The organism is Brevundimonas sp. DC300-4, from assembly GCF_049897365.1.
GTDB lineage: Bacteria > Pseudomonadota > Alphaproteobacteria > Caulobacterales > Caulobacteraceae > Brevundimonas.
This window is the reverse complement of record NZ_JAFCWC010000005.1, coordinates 69,115-84,528: the sequence shown is the minus strand read 5'-3', so window position 1 is coordinate 84,528 and position 15,414 is coordinate 69,115. Positions and strand designations below refer to the sequence as shown.

16 protein-coding genes are annotated in these 15,414 nt (G+C 68.5%); 10 read left to right on the top strand and 6 right to left on the bottom strand.

Annotated elements, in window-relative coordinates; translation table 11 throughout:
* Nucleotides 1–5: 5 nt before the first annotated feature.
* Nucleotides 6–869 carry an NAD-dependent epimerase/dehydratase family protein gene (locus ACP7AZ_RS10230; protein ID WP_426038552.1) on the top strand — a complete coding sequence of 288 codons (864 nt, stop codon included), beginning with the start codon at nucleotides 6–8 and terminating at the stop codon, nucleotides 867–869.
* A gap of 120 nt (nucleotides 870–989) precedes the next feature.
* Here the strand turns inward: ACP7AZ_RS10230 and ACP7AZ_RS10225 are convergent, their stop codons facing one another.
* Nucleotides 990–1,730 (bottom strand): DUF6065 family protein, encoded by a 741-nt coding sequence (locus ACP7AZ_RS10225; protein ID WP_425990487.1) that lies wholly within the window; start codon nucleotides 1,728–1,730, stop codon nucleotides 990–992.
* 50 nt (nucleotides 1,731–1,780) lie between these two features.
* On the opposite strand from ACP7AZ_RS10225, the gene ACP7AZ_RS10220 reads away from it, so the two are divergent.
* The 4 genes from ACP7AZ_RS10220 to ACP7AZ_RS10205 all read left to right on the top strand — a co-directional run bounded on the left by ACP7AZ_RS10220 (nucleotide 1,781) and on the right by ACP7AZ_RS10205 (nucleotide 4,212).
* Nucleotides 1,781–2,329, top strand: coding sequence for a prolyl-tRNA synthetase associated domain-containing protein (locus ACP7AZ_RS10220; protein ID WP_426038551.1), 549 nt, complete (start codon nucleotides 1,781–1,783; stop codon nucleotides 2,327–2,329).
* A 39-nt stretch (nucleotides 2,330–2,368) separates the two neighbouring features.
* The gene (locus tag ACP7AZ_RS10215) at nucleotides 2,369–3,268 is read left to right on the top strand and encodes a tetratricopeptide repeat protein (RefSeq protein WP_426038550.1); all 900 of its coding nucleotides are present in this window, start codon (nucleotides 2,369–2,371) and stop codon (nucleotides 3,266–3,268) included.
* 10 nt (nucleotides 3,269–3,278) lie between these two features.
* Nucleotides 3,279–3,938 carry an LON peptidase substrate-binding domain-containing protein gene (locus ACP7AZ_RS10210; RefSeq protein ID WP_426038549.1) on the top strand — a complete coding sequence of 220 codons (660 nt, stop codon included), beginning with the start codon at nucleotides 3,279–3,281 and terminating at the stop codon, nucleotides 3,936–3,938.
* A gap of 79 nt (nucleotides 3,939–4,017) precedes the next feature.
* Entirely contained in the window at nucleotides 4,018–4,212 is a 195-nt protein-coding gene (locus ACP7AZ_RS10205) for a Trm112 family protein (protein WP_426038548.1), read from the top strand.
* Nucleotides 4,213–4,500: 288 nt separating this feature from the next.
* Here the strand turns inward: ACP7AZ_RS10205 and ACP7AZ_RS10200 are convergent, their stop codons facing one another.
* A complete protein-coding gene (locus ACP7AZ_RS10200) occupies nucleotides 4,501–5,754 on the bottom strand; it encodes a UbiH/UbiF/VisC/COQ6 family ubiquinone biosynthesis hydroxylase (RefSeq protein ID WP_426038547.1) in 1,254 nt (417 codons plus the stop codon).
* Nucleotides 5,755–5,912: 158 nt separating this feature from the next.
* Here ACP7AZ_RS10200 and ACP7AZ_RS10195 point away from each other — a divergent pair, with 158 nt between their 5' ends.
* The 3 genes from ACP7AZ_RS10195 (at nucleotide 5,913) to ACP7AZ_RS10185 (ending at nucleotide 10,274) form a co-directional block, all read left to right on the top strand.
* Nucleotides 5,913–8,330 carry a DNA translocase FtsK 4TM domain-containing protein gene (locus tag ACP7AZ_RS10195; protein ID WP_426038546.1) on the top strand — a complete coding sequence of 806 codons (2,418 nt, stop codon included), beginning with the start codon at nucleotides 5,913–5,915 and terminating at the stop codon, nucleotides 8,328–8,330.
* A 195-nt stretch (nucleotides 8,331–8,525) separates the two neighbouring features.
* Nucleotides 8,526–9,173, top strand: coding sequence for a LolA family protein (locus ACP7AZ_RS10190; RefSeq protein WP_426038545.1), 648 nt, complete (start codon nucleotides 8,526–8,528; stop codon nucleotides 9,171–9,173).
* A gap of 306 nt (nucleotides 9,174–9,479) precedes the next feature.
* A complete protein-coding gene (locus tag ACP7AZ_RS10185) occupies nucleotides 9,480–10,274 on the top strand; it encodes an exodeoxyribonuclease III (protein WP_426038544.1) in 795 nt (264 codons plus the stop codon).
* Between the two features lie 16 nt (nucleotides 10,275–10,290).
* Here ACP7AZ_RS10185 and ACP7AZ_RS10180 read toward each other — a convergent pair whose 3' ends face one another.
* Nucleotides 10,291–11,703 (bottom strand): SLC13 family permease, encoded by a 1,413-nt coding sequence (locus ACP7AZ_RS10180; RefSeq protein ID WP_426038543.1) that lies wholly within the window; start codon nucleotides 11,701–11,703, stop codon nucleotides 10,291–10,293.
* Nucleotides 11,704–11,881: 178 nt separating this feature from the next.
* Here ACP7AZ_RS10180 and ACP7AZ_RS10175 point away from each other — a divergent pair, with 178 nt between their 5' ends.
* On the top strand, nucleotides 11,882–12,637 hold the full coding sequence (locus tag ACP7AZ_RS10175; RefSeq protein WP_426038542.1) for a hypothetical protein: 756 nt from the start codon (nucleotides 11,882–11,884) through the stop codon (nucleotides 12,635–12,637).
* Nucleotides 12,638–12,640: 3 nt separating this feature from the next.
* Here ACP7AZ_RS10175 and ACP7AZ_RS10170 read toward each other — a convergent pair whose 3' ends face one another.
* Both ACP7AZ_RS10170 and ACP7AZ_RS10165 read right to left on the bottom strand, forming a co-directional pair.
* The gene (locus tag ACP7AZ_RS10170) at nucleotides 12,641–13,327 is read right to left on the bottom strand and encodes a response regulator transcription factor (protein ID WP_303694776.1); all 687 of its coding nucleotides are present in this window, start codon (nucleotides 13,325–13,327) and stop codon (nucleotides 12,641–12,643) included.
* 60 nt (nucleotides 13,328–13,387) lie between these two features.
* On the bottom strand, nucleotides 13,388–14,113 hold the full coding sequence (locus ACP7AZ_RS10165) for a YggS family pyridoxal phosphate-dependent enzyme (protein WP_426038541.1): 726 nt from the start codon (nucleotides 14,111–14,113) through the stop codon (nucleotides 13,388–13,390).
* Between ACP7AZ_RS10165 and ACP7AZ_RS10160 the strand changes: the two genes are divergently transcribed.
* The gene (locus ACP7AZ_RS10160) at nucleotides 14,112–14,762 is read left to right on the top strand and encodes a thiamine phosphate synthase (RefSeq protein WP_426038540.1); all 651 of its coding nucleotides are present in this window, start codon (nucleotides 14,112–14,114) and stop codon (nucleotides 14,760–14,762) included. The two genes, ACP7AZ_RS10165 and ACP7AZ_RS10160, sit on opposite strands and share 2 nt — an antisense overlap.
* On the opposite strand, the gene ACP7AZ_RS10155 is transcribed toward ACP7AZ_RS10160, so the two are convergent.
* Nucleotides 14,759–15,151, bottom strand: a complete 393-nt coding sequence (locus ACP7AZ_RS10155; protein WP_426038539.1) for an NtrZ family periplasmic regulatory protein — start codon at nucleotides 15,149–15,151, stop codon at nucleotides 14,759–14,761. The genes ACP7AZ_RS10160 and ACP7AZ_RS10155 overlap by 4 nt on opposite strands.
* Nucleotides 15,152–15,414 lie beyond the last annotated feature (263 nt).

Sequence of the window (15,414 nt, the reverse complement as noted above, 5' to 3'; positions counted from 1 at the left end):
CAGCAATGGCGCACGGGTCCCTGCTGATTTTCGGCGCCGGCTATCTCGGCCGGGCGGTGTTGGCCGAGGCGGCGAAACGCGGCCTGTCAACGGCGGCGACCTCGCGCGACCCGGAACGCCGGGCTGCGCTGACGGCCGACGGCGCCGCCGCCGTCGATCCTGCGGACAAGGCGGCGCTGGCCACAGCGGTCAGCCAGGCTTCCGCCATCCTGATTACCGCCCCGCCGGACGGCGGCGGCTGTCCCGGCGCCCGGGCCCTGTTGCCCGCCCTGACCGAGGCGCAGGCCTATCCCGACTGGATCGGCTACGTCTCCTCGACCGCCGTCTATGGCGATCGCGACGGCGGCTGGGTGTTCGAGGACGACGCCCTGAACGCGTCCAGCCTCGAGGGCGCGCGTCGCGTCCGGGCCGAGGCAGACTGGCTGGACGCAGGGCGCGGCATGGGGCTGACGGTGCAGGTGTTCCGCCTGCCAGCCATCTACGGCCCCGACCGGTCGGTGGTCGACCGGCTGCGCGACGGCTCGGCGAGGATCGTGCGCAAGCCCTGCCAGGTCTTCAACCGCATCTATGTCGACGACGCCGTCGCCGGTCTGTTCGCCTCGATGGACCGGCCCAGGCCTGGCGCGGCCTACAATCTGGCCGACGATGCGCCCTCGGCGGTCGATGTCGTCATGGCCGACGCCGCGCGGCGCATGGGCCTGCCACAGCCGCCCGAGGTCGACTGGACCGATCCATCGGTGTCGGACGCGATGCGGCGCTTCTATCTCGACAGCAAACGTATCTCGAACGCCCGCGCCAAGGCTGAACTTGGCTGGCGACCGGCCCATCCGACCTGGCGCGAGGGGCTGGAGGCGATCTTGGCAGTGTGATCGTGTCTCTTCCCCGCGCCGCAGGCGGGGGGAGGTGGATCCGGAGCGAAGCGGAGGAGACGGAGGGGTTCTTTCTGCATGCGGCCAGAACCCCTCCGCCAGCTCGCAAGGGCTCGCTGCCTAGCCCACCCGCGGGGTCTTCAGCCTGCGCTTGTTGGCATGGGTGTCCGGCGCCGTGCCCAGGGCCTCGGGGATTTCGCCCTTGAAGTAGAACCGCTGCCACGCCTCCTTGGCCGCGTCGGGATCGCCGCTGGCGAGCCTCGTATTGAAGTCGGTGCGCTGGCGGTTCCAGGCCTCGAACTGGCCCTTCATCACCGGGTTGGACTCCAGCGTCCGGATCACCGGCTGGACCGCCTCCATCTTGCGGTGCTCGACCAGGTGGATGAAGCAGAAGGGCTCGCCGCGCTCAAACTTCACCCGGCCCGGGCGGGTGAACAGCCAGTTCATGGTGAAGGGGAAGGGCAGCCAGTCCGTCTCGATCAGGCCGACCAGGGGCTGGATCCCGTCCTTCATATGGTTGGGCGAGCCCCCGCAGATCATCCCCCAGCCTGGCGGCGTGCGGAACAGATACTGGGGGTGCATGGTCAGGACCCCGCGCGAGAAGTGCGAGGTGACGAAATGGTCCAGCTCGGGCTGGGGCCGCTCGGGCGTAATGGTGATGTCGGCCTGCGACGGCCCGCCGTTCCACTCGGCCGTGAAGGTGAAGGGGCACAGGATCTCCCATCCCGTGGTGTTGGCCATGGTCAGGGGCAGGCAGCGATACGGATGCCGGCTGACGAAGGCGTCCATCCAGTTTCGCGACTGGCGCCCGGGCACCAGATCCGGCGGCCGGGCCGACATGGGGTAGCATTCCAGTTCCAAGGCGACGCTCCGGGCGGTATCGAGGTGCATCACTCCTAGCCCGGCCAAGCATGACCGCTCAACCACTGCATGATCGCGACAGTCTGATCGCCTGGATGGCCGAGCGGGGCATCGAGCAGACGACCCACGACCACCCCGCCGTCTTCACCGTCGACCAGGGCCACGAGATCAAGGCCGCCATGCCCGGCGCCCACACCAAGAACCTGTTCCTCAAGGACAAGAAGGGCCGGCTGTGGCTGATCTCGGCCCGTCAGGACACGGTCATCGACCTCAAGGCCGCGCCCCGGACCATCGGTTCCGACCGGGTGTCGTTCGGCAACGAGGTCCTGATGCACGAGACCCTCGGCGTACGGCCCGGCTCGGTCACCGCTTTGGGATTGATCAACGACGTCGATCGGAGGGTGACCTTCGTCATCGACCAGCGGCTGTGGGACGCCGACATCGTCAACTTCCACCCCCTGACGAATACGGCGACGACGGCTCTGAGCCAGGCCGCGTTCCGGCGCGTGCTGGCCGAGATCGGGCGGGAACCGCTGGTGATCGACTTTTGCTCCAACGCCTCCGGCGACTTGCCGCAGGCGGCCTCCGCGACCATCTGAGCCCTACCGCGTTACAGCCCCGAGCTTCAAAGAGACCCGATGACCCTAGCCGATCCCCAGACCTCCGAAACCGACGACCTGATCAAGGACGGCTCCGACGCCGGCTTCATGGACGACGTGATCGCCCAGTCCAAGATCCAGCCCGTCATCGTCGACTTCTGGGCCACCTGGTGCGGCCCGTGCCGGACCCTGACCCCCTCGCTCGAGAAACAGGTCCGGGCGGCCGGCGGCGCGGTCAAACTGGTCAAGATCGACGTCGACAAGAACCCCGCCTACGCCGGTCAGCTGAAGGTCCAGTCGATCCCCACTGTCTATGCCTTCGTCGACGGCCAGCCGGTCGACGGCTTCCAGGGCGCAGTGCCGGAAAGCCAGATCAAGGCCTTCATCGAAAAGCTGTCGGGCGGCGCGGCCGTCAACACCGACGTCGAGCAACTGCTGGCCCTGGGCGAGGAATCTCTGGGCCTGTCAGACTTCGGCGGCGCGGCCCAGGCGTTTGCCCACGTCCTGACCATGGAGCCCGAGAACCAGAAGGCCATCGCCGGCATGGCGCGGGTCTATCTGGCCGGAGGCGACGCGGATCAGGCCCGCCAGACCATCGCCATGGCCCCGCAGGATTCGACCGAACCCTCGGTCGTCACGGTCCGGGCCCAGCTGGCCCTGTCATCCAGCGCCCCGGTCGGCGAGACCGCCGCGCTCGAGGCCAGGGTGAAGGCCGATCCGAACGATCATCAGGCGCGCTACGACCTGGCCTTGGCCCAGGCCGCCGAGGGCGACCTGAAGGGCGCGGCGACCAGCTTGCTCGACATCGTGTCGGCCGATCGCGATTGGAACGACCAGGCGGCGAGGAAGCATCTTCTGGTCGTGTTCGAGGCCGCCGGCCTGTCGTCCGACATTGCAAAAGACGGGCGCCGCCGCCTGTCTTCCATTCTGTTTTCCTGAAGGACGTTCGATGGCCCAGGGCTATGTGAAGGCCGTTGACCTGCCCCAGGTGATCCCGGTGTTTCCGCTGCCGGGAGCCGTCCTGCTGCCGCGCGGTCAACTGCCGCTGAACATCTTCGAGCCGCGCTACCTGAACATGATCGACGACGCGATGGCGGGCGACCGGGTGCTGGGCCTGATCCAGCCGTCCGGTGGGCCGGCGCGGTTGCCCAGCCTTTCGGCGGTGGGGTGCGCCGGACGGATCACCAGCTTCGCGGAGACCTCCGACGGCCGCTATCTGGTCACCCTGACCGGGGTGGCGCGGTTCCGGGTGGCGTCCGAACTACCGACCCAGACCCCCTACCGTCAGGTCCGCGCCGCCTTCGCTCCGTTCGAGGCCGACCTGTCCGCCCCCCACGGCGGCGAAGCCTTCGACCGCGAGGCCTTCCTCGCCGGGTTGAAACATTATCTGGAGCGGCGTCAGCTGGAGATCGACTGGGAGACGGCCGAGGCCGCGCCTCAGGAGGCCCTGATCAACAGCCTGTCGATGGCCCTGCCGTTCGAACCTGCGGAGAAACAGGCCCTGCTGGAATCTCCGGCGCTCGCAGACCGCGTCGAGGTCCTGACCACCCTGATGCGCATCGACGCGGCCGAGACCGGCGACGGCGACACGCCGACGTCGATGCAGTAGACAAATCCCCCTCGATCCACAGAAGGACCGGGCTCAAGCAGCGAGCGCCCGCGGCGCAAGCGGTAGCCCTCTACAAAAAATGAGCGATGCTTTTCACACGCCGTCATCGGTCGACCCGCGCCTGCTGGAAGTCCTCGTCTGCCCGATCACGCGCGGACGGCTCGACTACGACCGCGAGGCCAATGAGCTGATTTCGAAGGGGGCGAAGCTGGCCTTCCCCATTCGCGACGGCGTGCCGATCATGCTGCCCGAAGAAGCGCGGCAATTGGACTGAGTGGTGCAGACGTGGGTCTTCAAGACCACCGCCCACAGGCCTGATGAAGAGCCGAGAGAGCTAGTCGCACTGGCCAGCGGCGCGGATGAGCAAGCCTGTCTGGCCTTCGCGATTGATCAGATGACCCTGCGCGGCTGAGTGGACATTGAAGTCTCGCGGCGCGTCGAACTCGATCCCAACGCTAAGGCGAGCGCCAACGACTACCTCCTTAGAGCGATTGAGACGGTAGAGGCCTGCGGATTTTCGGTCATTCGGTATGGTCCTGCCGACCACTGACCCGGCTCAAGGCTAGACCAGCTCGCCCCGCAGCAACTTGGGCAAGTCCCCCGTCGCACCGCCGGCCTCGCGCATGAAGACGCGGCGCAGCGGGCCGATACGGTTCACCGCCGCCATGCCGAGATCTCGCGCCAGGCGCACCGGCGGCAGGTCGTTGGAGAACAGCCGCACGAAGCCGTCGAACCCGGCCGCCAGGGCGACAGTGTCGAACCGCCGCCAGCGGGCGTAGCGGTCCAGAACCACCGTCGAGCCGATGTCCTCGCCCAGCCGCATCGCCTCGATCAGCACCTCGGCGAGGGCGGCGGCGTCTTTCAGTCCCATGTTCAGGCCCTGGCCCGCCACGGGATGCACGCCGTGGGCCGCATCGCCGAGGATCGCCGTGCGCGGGGCGGTCAGTGTCGTCGCCAGCTCCAGCGCCAGCGGATAGACGAAGCGCGGGCCCTCCGGCGTGGCGCCGTCAAGGAAATCGCCGAACCGCCGGGTCAGATGGGCCTGGAAGGCCTCGTCCGAACAGGCCTTCAGCGCCTCGGCGGCGCGGGTGCTTTCGGTCCAGACCAGGCTGGCGCGCTGTTCGGTCAGGGGCAGGATGGCGAACGGGCCGCCGGGCAGGAAATATTCGTGGGCGACATTGCCGTGGTCGCGGCCCAGCCGGACCGTCGCCACCACCCCGGACTGGCCATAGCCCCAGGCGACCGTCTCGATCCCGGCCGCCTTGCGCACCTTCGACCCGCGCCCCTCGGCGCCGACCACGACCGGGGCGCTGATGACCGAGCCGTCGGCCAGCGTCACGCGCGCGGCAGGGTTCGTCTGTTCGACCCCGACGACGGAACCGGGCGTGCGCAGATCGATGTCGCTCGCCGTCACCGCCCCGGCCAGGGCCGCGCGGATACGGCGGTTCTCGACCATATAGCCCAGCGGCTCGCCGCCGTTGGCGTCGCCGATCTCGTCGGCATCGAAGCGCAGGAAGGCCGGGGAGGCGGCCTTCGACGCCGCGCCCGGACGGCGTCCGTCGGTCACGAGAATCCGGTCCATGCGGCAGGCATGGGGCCGGAGACCGTCGCCTAGACCCAGCGCGTCCAGCATGCGGAAGGTCGAGAATGCAATCGCCGTCGATCGCCCGTCGAAGGTCGGGGCCAGCTGGGCCGGGAAGGGTTGAGGATCGATAAGGACGACCTTCAACCCGCCCCGCGCCGCGGCCAGGGCGAATGTCGCCCCTGCCATGCCTGCGCCGGCGACGATGACTTCGTGGGTGTGAGGTGAGGCCATGGCCGCTTGTCGCGCTGTCCGGCGGGCGCGTCCAGTGGGCGTAATGTCTCCTCCCTGTTCGCCGCTCGACGAAGGCGGAGGAGACCATCTGTCGAGGTAAACAGCCCCTTAACCCCAAGCCTGCGACACTGGTCTGCAAGTCCGTCCGGAGCCCCTGCATGTCCGCAGCCCTCGCCATCAGCCAGCGCGCCATTCTGGGCGCTCTCATGATCTGGGAAGCCCCCTTCATGGTGCGGTTTCGCGGCGTGCTGCAGGCCCTACTGGCGACTCTGCTGGTCATCGCCCTGGTGTCGTGGAACCCCGCCGATCCCAGCCTGAACGCTGCGTCATCGATCGCCCCTACCAACTGGCTGGGAGCCAACGGCGCCCTGTTCGCCGATCTGTTCATGCAGTCGCTGGGCCTCGCCGCCTGGCCGGCCGCCGCCCTGACCGTCGCCTTCGGCCTGGCCTCCGCCATCGGCGACGCGATCCAGCAACGCCTCAAGCCCACGCCGCTCAAGACCCTGGCTGCCTCGGGCGGTGTCCTAAGCCTGTCCGCCGCCCTGTCGGCCCTGGCCGCGCCGACCGCCTGGCCGCTGGCGGTGGGGCTTGGCGGGCTGTGGGGCGACGGGGTCATCGGCCTCGTCGATGCCGGCTTCCGCGCCCTGGGCGTTCCCGGCGGAGAGATCATCGGCGGCGTCGCCTTCCTCACCTTCGGCTTGTGGGCCTGCGGATACGCCGTGGGCCTGCGCCTGAACGATTTTGCCGAGGGGGTCGCCTGGGCCTCGGGGCTGCGCCGTTCCGCAGAGCCCGCGCCGCCTTCGCGCAGGCGCCCCGTCCGGCCCGCGCCGGACGCGGAGGCCGCGCCGGTCCGCGCCCCGCGCCGCGCGCCCAGGCTCGAGCTGCCCGACGACGACGATGCTGAACCTGGAACGCCCCTGCCCCGGGACGAGCCGGTCCACGGGCCCGCTTCCGCCGCACCAGCCTCGCCCACGTCCGGGAACGAGATAAAGGTCGCTGCGCCCAAGCCCGCCAAATCCTCGAAGAAGACCGTTGACGACGACCAGACGACTTTCGACTTCGTCCGGCCCGAAGGCGACTTCTCCCTGCCACCGCTCGGCATGCTGGCCAAGCCCCAGGCCCGCGCCGGCATGGTCGACGAGGACGCGCTGAAACAGAACGCCAAGATGCTGGAAGGCGTCCTGGCGGAGTTCGGGGTCAAGGGGGTGATCGACCAGATCCGCCCAGGCCCGGTGGTCACCCTGTACGAACTGGTCCCGGCGCCCGGCGTGAAGCACGGCCGCGTCGTGGCCCTGTCCGACGACATCGCGCGGTCGATGAGCGCACGCGCCTGCCGTATCAGCGTCGTGCCCAACCGCAACGCCATCGGCATCGAACTGCCCAATCTGAAGCGCGAGACCGTCTATCTGAGGGACCTGCTCGCCTCGTCCGAATACGGCAAGCCGGCTCACATCCTGCCGCTGGCCCTCGGCGAGACCATCGGCGGCGACCCTTACGTGGCCGATCTGGCCCGCATGCCCCACCTGCTGATCGCGGGCACCACCGGCTCGGGCAAGTCGGTCGGGGTCAACGCCATGATCCTGTCGATCCTGTATCGGCTGAGCCCGGCCGAATGCCGCTTCATCATGATCGACCCCAAGATGCTGGAGCTCAGTGTCTATGACGGCATCCCGCACCTGCTGGCGCCCGTCGTGACCGATCCCAAGAAGGCCGTCGTCGCGCTGAAATGGACCGTGCGCGAGATGGAGGACCGCTATCGCCGAATGTCCAAGCTCGGCGTCCGCAATGTCGCCAGCTACAACGAGCGCGCCCGCGAGGCCCAGGCCAAGGGCGAGCATTTCGAGCGCACGGTCCAGACCGGCTTCGACGACCAGGGCCGTCCGGTGTTCGAGTCCGAAAAGATCCGACCCGAGCCCATGCCCTATCTGGTCGTGGTCATGGACGAGATGGCCGACCTGATGCTGGTCGCCGGCAAGGACGTCGAGGGCGCGGTCCAGCGCCTGGCCCAGATGGCCCGTGCCGCCGGCATCCACTTGATCATGGCCACCCAGCGGCCCTCGGTCGATGTCATCACTGGCACGATCAAGGCCAACTTCCCGACCCGGATCTCCTTCCAGGTCACCTCCAAGATCGACAGCCGCACCATCCTGGGCGAGCAGGGCGGCGAACAGCTGCTGGGCCAGGGCGACATGCTCTACATGGCCGGCGGCGGCCGCATCACCCGCCTGCACGGCCCGTTCGTGACGGACCAGGAGGTCGAGGAAGTCTGCAAACATCTGCGCGCCCAGGCCGAGCCCGACTATCTCGACCTGATCACCGACGATCCCGACGGCGACGGAGACAACGCCATGGACGACGGCGGCAGCGCTTCGTCGGGCGACGACCTCTACGACCGCGCCGTGGCCGTGGTCACCCGCGACCGCAAGGCCTCGACCTCCTACGTTCAGCGCCGGCTCCAGATCGGCTACAACCGCGCCGCTTCCCTGATCGAGCGGATGGAGCAGGAGGGCGTCGTCAGCCAGGCCAACCACGCGGGCAAGCGTGACATCCTGGCCGGTCCGCCGCCGATGGCCTGATCCTGCTCCCTCCCCTTTAAATGGGCGGGAGACGGCTTTCGGGAACCTTTCGACCTGAACAGGGCTTCATCCCGCCGCCTGAATAAGGTCTAGCTGCCGTCATCGCCGCGCCGCGCTGGACCGGCACAAAGCCAGCCTCGAAAACCATCCCGTCCTCCGGTCAAGCCGGGGGATGACGAAGGGAGAAAGACGACCATGACCCTTTCCCGCAGAGACCTCGGCTTCGGCCTCGCCGTCATCGCCGGCCTGTCCGGCATGGGGGCCGCCCTGCCCGCCAGTGCCCAGACGGCGCTGTCGGCGGAGGATCGCGCCACCCTGGCCCAGGCCCAGACCTATCTGCAGAACCTGACCTCGGCCCAGGGGAATTTCGTCGAGACCGGCGCCGGCGGGCAACGCCGCGAAGGCCGCTTCTATCTGCAGCGTCCGGGCAAGATGCGGTTCGAATACACCAATCCAGGGGGGCTGCTGGTCGTGTCGGACGGCAATAACGTCAAACGCTACGACCCTCGCCTGAACGTCTTCCGCCAGGTGCCTCTGGGCGTGACGCCGCTGTCGACATTCCTCGCCCGCAACGTCCGTCTGGACCAGGGGGTGCGCATCGACCGCGTCACCCGGATGCAATCCGGCGCCTTCGCCATCACCGCCCGCGACGAACGCAGTCCGAATGAAGGGTCGGTCATCCTGGCCTTCTCCGGCACGCCGCTGCGGCTGCAGGAATGGACCATCACGGATTCGCAGGGCGGGCGCACCCGGACCCAGTTGACCACTCTGACGCCAGCGTCGGGCCTGGCCGCAAGCCTGTTCCGCCTGATCGATCCGACCCGCCGACCCGGCCGCAACTGACGGAGCCACGAATCGTGAACCGTGTTCGATAGAACACAGGCAATCACCCTCTCTTGGGGTTTGACTATTTCTATGAGGAGTGACACTTTGAACACAGAGCGGCGGCGGCCGTTCCTGCGCCTTCGGACCTCATCCCCTCCCGATGGCGGCGAGAGAGAAACAACCTTCACCCCCGGCGTCCGCGCCGGGGGTTTTCTTTTCAGTGCGCGGTCGTGAGCCCCTGGGTCGGATCTTTGATCCGCCCGAGGCTGAACTTTGCGGTCGCTCACGGCTTGAGCGCCGCCCAGCTTGCGCTAGACGGGGTCCATGCTTCGCGTCGCCACCTGGAACATCAACTCCGTCCGCCTGCGCATCGACCAGGTCGCCCGGTTCGTCGCCGAGGCGAACGTCGACGTCCTGTGCCTGCAGGAGATCAAATGCCTGGAGGACCAGTTCCCGCGGAACGCCTTTGCCGACATGGGCATGCCGCACCTGAAGATCGCGGGTCAGAAGGGCTGGCATGGCGTCGCCATCGCCTCGCGCCTGCCGATCGAACATTCGGACACCTTCCAGGCCTGCAAACTGGGTCACGCCCGCTGCGTCTCGGCCAGGGTCGCCGGCGTCGACATCCAGAATTTCTACATCCCGGCCGGCGGCGACGTCCCCGACCGCGCGCTGAACCCGAAATTCGATCACAAGATGGATTTCTACGAACAGCTGACCGCGACGATCGCGCGCCAGGACCGTTCGTCGCGACTGCTGATGTGCGGCGACTTCAACATCGCCCCGAGCGAGTTCGACGTCTGGAACCACCGCTATATGTCGAAGATCGTCAGCCACACCCCGCTGGAGGTTGAGACCCTGAACCGGCTGCAGACGGCAGGCGGCTTCCACGACGTGGTCCGCGACGCCTGGCCGGAACCGCAGAAGCTGGCCTCATGGTGGAGCTATCGCGCCCAGGATTTCCGGGTATCGCAGCGCGGCCTGCGCCTGGACCACATCTGGACCTCTCCGGGCCTGACGCCGTCGGTCGTACCAGGCTCGGCGATCATCCACGAGCCGGTGCGCGCATGGACCCAGCCGAGCGACCATTGCCCGATCACGGTCGATCTGGACCTCTAGAGCAGGCCTCCAGCCTCTAGAACGGGAAGAAGATCGGAATGGCGAACATGGCCGCGACCCAGGTCACCAGGTTCAGCGGCAGGCCGACGCGGACGAAGTCCATGTAGCTGTACCCGCCCATGTTGAAGACCAGCACATTGGTCTGATAGCCGAACGGCGTGGCGAAAGCAGCCGAAGCGGCCATCATGACGCAGACGAGGAAGGGGCGCGGATCCACGCCCAGGCTCTCGGCCAGCGCCACGGCGATCGGGGTGATCAGCACCGCCACCGTCGCGTTTGACAGCAACTCGGTCGCGAACAGGGTCACGCCGTAGAGGACGATGAGAGCGCCCAGCGGTCCCATCGGACGAATCACATGGATCAGGGCGTCTGCCCCTGCGGCCGCCAGTCCGGTGACCTCGATGGCTGTGCCGACCACGACCATCCCCGCGATCAGCAGCAGGATTTCCGGTCTCAGCCCGGCATAGGCCTCCTCGGGTGTGATGACCCGGCACAGGATCAGGGCGACCGCCCCGGCGAAGGCCGAGGCCGCGATGGGCGCCCATCCCAGCGCCGCAGAAGCGATGACGAGGGCGAAGATCGCCAGCGAAATCATAGCCGGTCTCAGGCGAAACGGCTGGTCCGCCGCTCCGTACAGGGCCACGTCTCCCAGATGGGCGTCGCCCGAGCCGTCCGGCTGGTTGCGGGATTCCCCGAAGCGCGGCAGGCCGAAGGGCAGGAGCCGACGGCGCTGGCGGTTCTTCGCCTCAGCCTCGGCGCGCCGGCGGCTCTCCTCGATCATCGCGATCCGTGCAGCCTCGGCCTCGTCTTCGGCCACCGCACGGCCCAGCTGACGCGCGCCGATGAAATAGAGCCAGAGCCCCCCGGCCACGGCGATGACCAGCCCCACCGGCGTGATCTCGAACAGGCTGAAGACCGGCTGGCCCGCGTTCCGCGCCATGTCGTTGACCAGCAGGTTGGTCGATGTCCCGATCAGCGTCAGCAGCCCCCCGAGGACGGTCACATGGCTGAGGGGCATGAGGAATCGCTTGGGCGACAGATGCAGGGACTTGGCGACGTCGCGGATCACCGGCGCGGCCAGCACGACAACCGGGGTGTTGTTCAGAAAGCCGCCGACGGCGCCGCACAGGCCGATGACGATCCAGATTCCCGTCGCTCCGATCCTCGCCGCCAGTTGTGTCGCCTGGCGGATCAGCAAGCCCAGAAGCCCCGACAGCTCGATGGCGTAGGCGATGACGAACAGACCGGCCAGGGCGATGACGGCCGGGCTGGCGAAGGCGCCCTGCACCTCGACCGGCCGCACGACCCCGAGCAACAGCAGGATGGCGGCGGCAGTCAGGGCGACGACGTCGGCGCGAAGCTTGCCATGGATCAAGACGCCGACAACGCCGACAAGCACCGCGAGCGCGGCGATCTGATCGAAGGTCATGATCCCGTGCAGACCGCTCCCGAACGCTTTCGTCAACCTTTTTCAGGCGATGGACATCGAAACAGCGAAGCCGTGCTAGGCTTGTTCCATGCTCGAACCGACCGCGTTCCTTCGCCCGTCGGCCGTCGCGCTCGCGGCGACCGCTCTTCTTCTCTCCGGATGTCAGCGGGAGGCAGCCGTGACTGCGCCGCCGATTGCGCCCCCGCCGGCCGAAACGGCTGAACCGCCCGTGCCTCCCGTGCCGCCCGCCCCGACCCTGGATCGCGCCGGACTGTTGCAGGCGATGGACGCAGCCGCCTCGGCCTATGCGGCGGGCCAGGATTCCGCAGGCTCGCTGACCGGACGTCGGTTCGTCGTCCGCGAGGCCTTTGGCTGCGCGGGCGCGAGCCCGCCGCCCGTTGAGGCGGCGCCCGGAAACGGGCTGGCGGCCTGGTCGTGGGGCCCCCGGCGCGAGAGCCTGAGACTGACCCTGGCCCCCGGCGACTGGACGGATTCGCCGCTGCTCGCGGGGAGCGCCGACAGCTGGGAAGCGGCTGAGGGCTTCTGGATATCCCGGCCATGGTTGCGAGCCGACGGTTGTCCAGGTGTCGAGGGCGATCCCCTCGCAAGCGGCCCGGTGGTGGCGCCGTCGCCCCAGTCCGTCGGTCTTGCGGCGGTGTTCGAGGAAGATGGCTCCCGACTGGGTCGCCGCAACGGTCGCGCCTACGAATTCACCGTGCGCGGCGAGAGCGACCAGGCTCCGGCCGCGCCGGCCGGCGGCTATCGGCTGGTGCTGGAAGGTCGCCTGGCTGCATTCGCGGACGGGCGCGCCCTTCGTTGCCGGGCCGCTTCCGCCAACCAAAGGCCGGTCTGCATCGGCGCAGTTCAGCTGGATCGGGTGGCTTTCGAGACCGCCGACGGCAAGACCCTGTCGGAGTGGCGGGTTGGAGGCTGACGCCTAGGGCTGCAGCCGGTACCCGCCCGCGTCGGTCAGCAGAAGGCGCGCCTGGCCGGGCTCGGGCTCGATCTTCTGGCGCAGGCGATAGATATGGGTCTCCAACGTGTGGGTCGTGACCCCGGCGTTGTAGCCCCAGACCTCGGTCAACAGCTCCTCGCGCGACACCGGCTTGGCCCCGGCGCGATAGAGGTATTTCAGGATGTTGGTTTCCTTCTCCGTCAGCCGGATCTTCTTGCCCTTGGGATCGACCAGAATCTTGCCTGCGGGGCGGAAGGAATAGGGGCCGATCTGGAAGACGGCGTCCTCGGATTGTTCGTGGCTGCGCAGATGGGCGCGGATGCGGGCCAGAAGGACGGCGAAGCGGAAAGGCTTGGTCACATAATCGTTGGCCCCGCTGTCAAGACCCAGAACCGTGTCGGCGTCCGAATCCTGCCCGGTCAGCATGATGACGGGGGTCGAGACGCCGTCTTTGCGCAACAGCCGGCAGGCCTCCCGGCCGTCCATGTCGGGCAGGTCGACGTCGAGCAGGATCAGGTCGGCGCGGATCTCTCGACCCAGGCGCAGGCCCTCGGTGGCGGTCGAGGCCTGGACGGTCTTGAACTCCTCATGCAGCGCCAGTTGCTCGGCCAGGGCCTCGCGCAGGTCGTCGTCGTCGTCGATGATAAGCAGGGTCTTGGCTGGGGGCATCTGTTTAGAATGGCGAGGCTGGAGGCAAACGCCAAGGCAGCGGCTGAATTTGGCGTGGAATCAGCAACCAGAGGGCGCGAAAGCCGGGTTTCGTTCCCCGAACAGCGCCGATCCGACCCGGACGTGAGTCGCACCCAGCCGGATCGCGGCCTCGTAATCCGCGCTCATCCCCATGGACAGGACGCCCAGGCCGTTGCGGCCGGCGATCCGGGCCAGCAATGCGAAATGCAGGATCGGTTCCTCGTCAGCGGGCGGAATGGCCATCAGTCCCTCGACGATCAACCCCTGGGCGCGGGCGGCGGCGATCAGGGCATCGGCGTCGCGGGGGGCGACTCCTGCCTTCTGGTCCTCCTCACCGGTGTTGATCTGGACCAGCAGGCGGGGTGAGCGACCGATTTTCTGCGAGGCCGAGGCCAGGGCGCCGATCAGTTTTGGCCGGTCCAGCGTCTCGATGACGTCGAACAGGGCGACAGCGTCCTCGGCCTTGTTGGACTGGAGGGGGCCGATCAGGCGACGCTCGAGGTCGGGCAGAGCCGTCCGGCGATCGGTCCAGCGGCCCTGCGCCTCCTGCACCCGGTTCTCACCGAAGACCCTCAGCCCCGAGGCGAGGGCGGCCTTGATGGCCTCGTCCGGCTGAGTCTTGGACACAGCGGTCAGGGTGATCGCGGCCGGATCGCGGCCCGCAGCCCTGGCAGCCGCCGCCATGCGCGCCCGGATCGTCGCCAGACGCGCGGCGAAGGTGTCGTCAGTAGACGGGGGCGTCGAAGCGGGGGATGAGGCGACCATGGACGTGCCGGATATGACGGAAGACGGAGCCCGATTGTGGGCCGTGGCTCAGGCTCTAGCCCGTGACGCCGACATTGTCAGGAGTGGCGGGCGGTCGCGTGTCCCGCCGATGCTGCTGTTCACCGACCCGGAACGGACGCCGAGGCCCTGGGAGATCGCGGCGCGGATGCCGGCGGGATCGGGCGTCGTCTATCGGTCGTTCGGCGCGGCGGACGCGATCGAGACCGCGGAGCGGCTGCGCATCGCCACGCGGGAGCGCGGCATGAGCCTGCTGATCGGACTGGACGCCGGGCTGGCGGACCGGGTCGACGCCGACGGCCTGCATCTGCCGGAACGGGCCATCTCGGCGGCCTATGCCCTGTCGGGAAGGCGGCCGGACTGGATTCTGACCGGTGCGGTGCATTCGGTCCAGGCGGCGCTGGCCGCGCGGGATCTGGACGCGGTGGTGCTGTCGCCGATCTTCCCGGCGGGGGGGGAGTCCTCGGCGAAACCCTCTCTCGGCAGGAATTCGCTGGCCCGCGCCTCGGAGGGCCGGATGCGAGTCATCGCGCTCGGCGGGATCACCGCCGGAAATGCAGGCGGATTGCAGGGATCGGGCGTCTACGGACTGGCGGCGATCGGCGGGATCGCCGGGCCGTTCGGGTCCTAGAAGCGGAACAGGGTTTCCAGACGCACGCGCGGCTGGGCGCGGCGGTCGGTCTCGGGCGCACGGGCCGGGTCCTGCTCGGGCGTGGCCAGGCCGGCGGCGGCGCCGACGCGCAGGCGCGGCGAAAGGCGATAGTAGGCGCCGGCTTCGACGTCGCCCCATTCGGCTTCGCGGCCGACAGGCTGGTTCAGGTTGAAGTCGAGGCCCCAGCGGCCGTTCTCGTTCCAGCGCAGGCCGCGACGCGGTGCGGCGGGGGTCGAACGCTGGGCGTTGGACGCTTCGGCCAGGGTCACGGCCGGCGCGCGCGACCGCGATTGCGCGGACGCTTCGCCCGCGACGCCGAGAAGGGCGACGAGACCGACAGAGGCAGCGATGACCGCGGCGAGACGCATTTCCAACCCTTCGACCCGGCGTTTCTCGCCGGACCCTTGTTCGTGAACCCGGTGTTTCCACCGTGGACCTGCCGATTAGACACCGGTAGTCCGCCCGGTCAACGCAACGAGGCCGAAGCAACCCGGTTCCACCGACTCTTGCGCCCGCCTGTGGCGCAAGCGTCACGGGAAGACGACGGGAAGGTGTTCGCCGGGTTGGGGAAATCGTCTTCCGAGCCCGATGCGGATCGTGGCCGCCGTATACGGAGGGCCTCGGCTGTGGA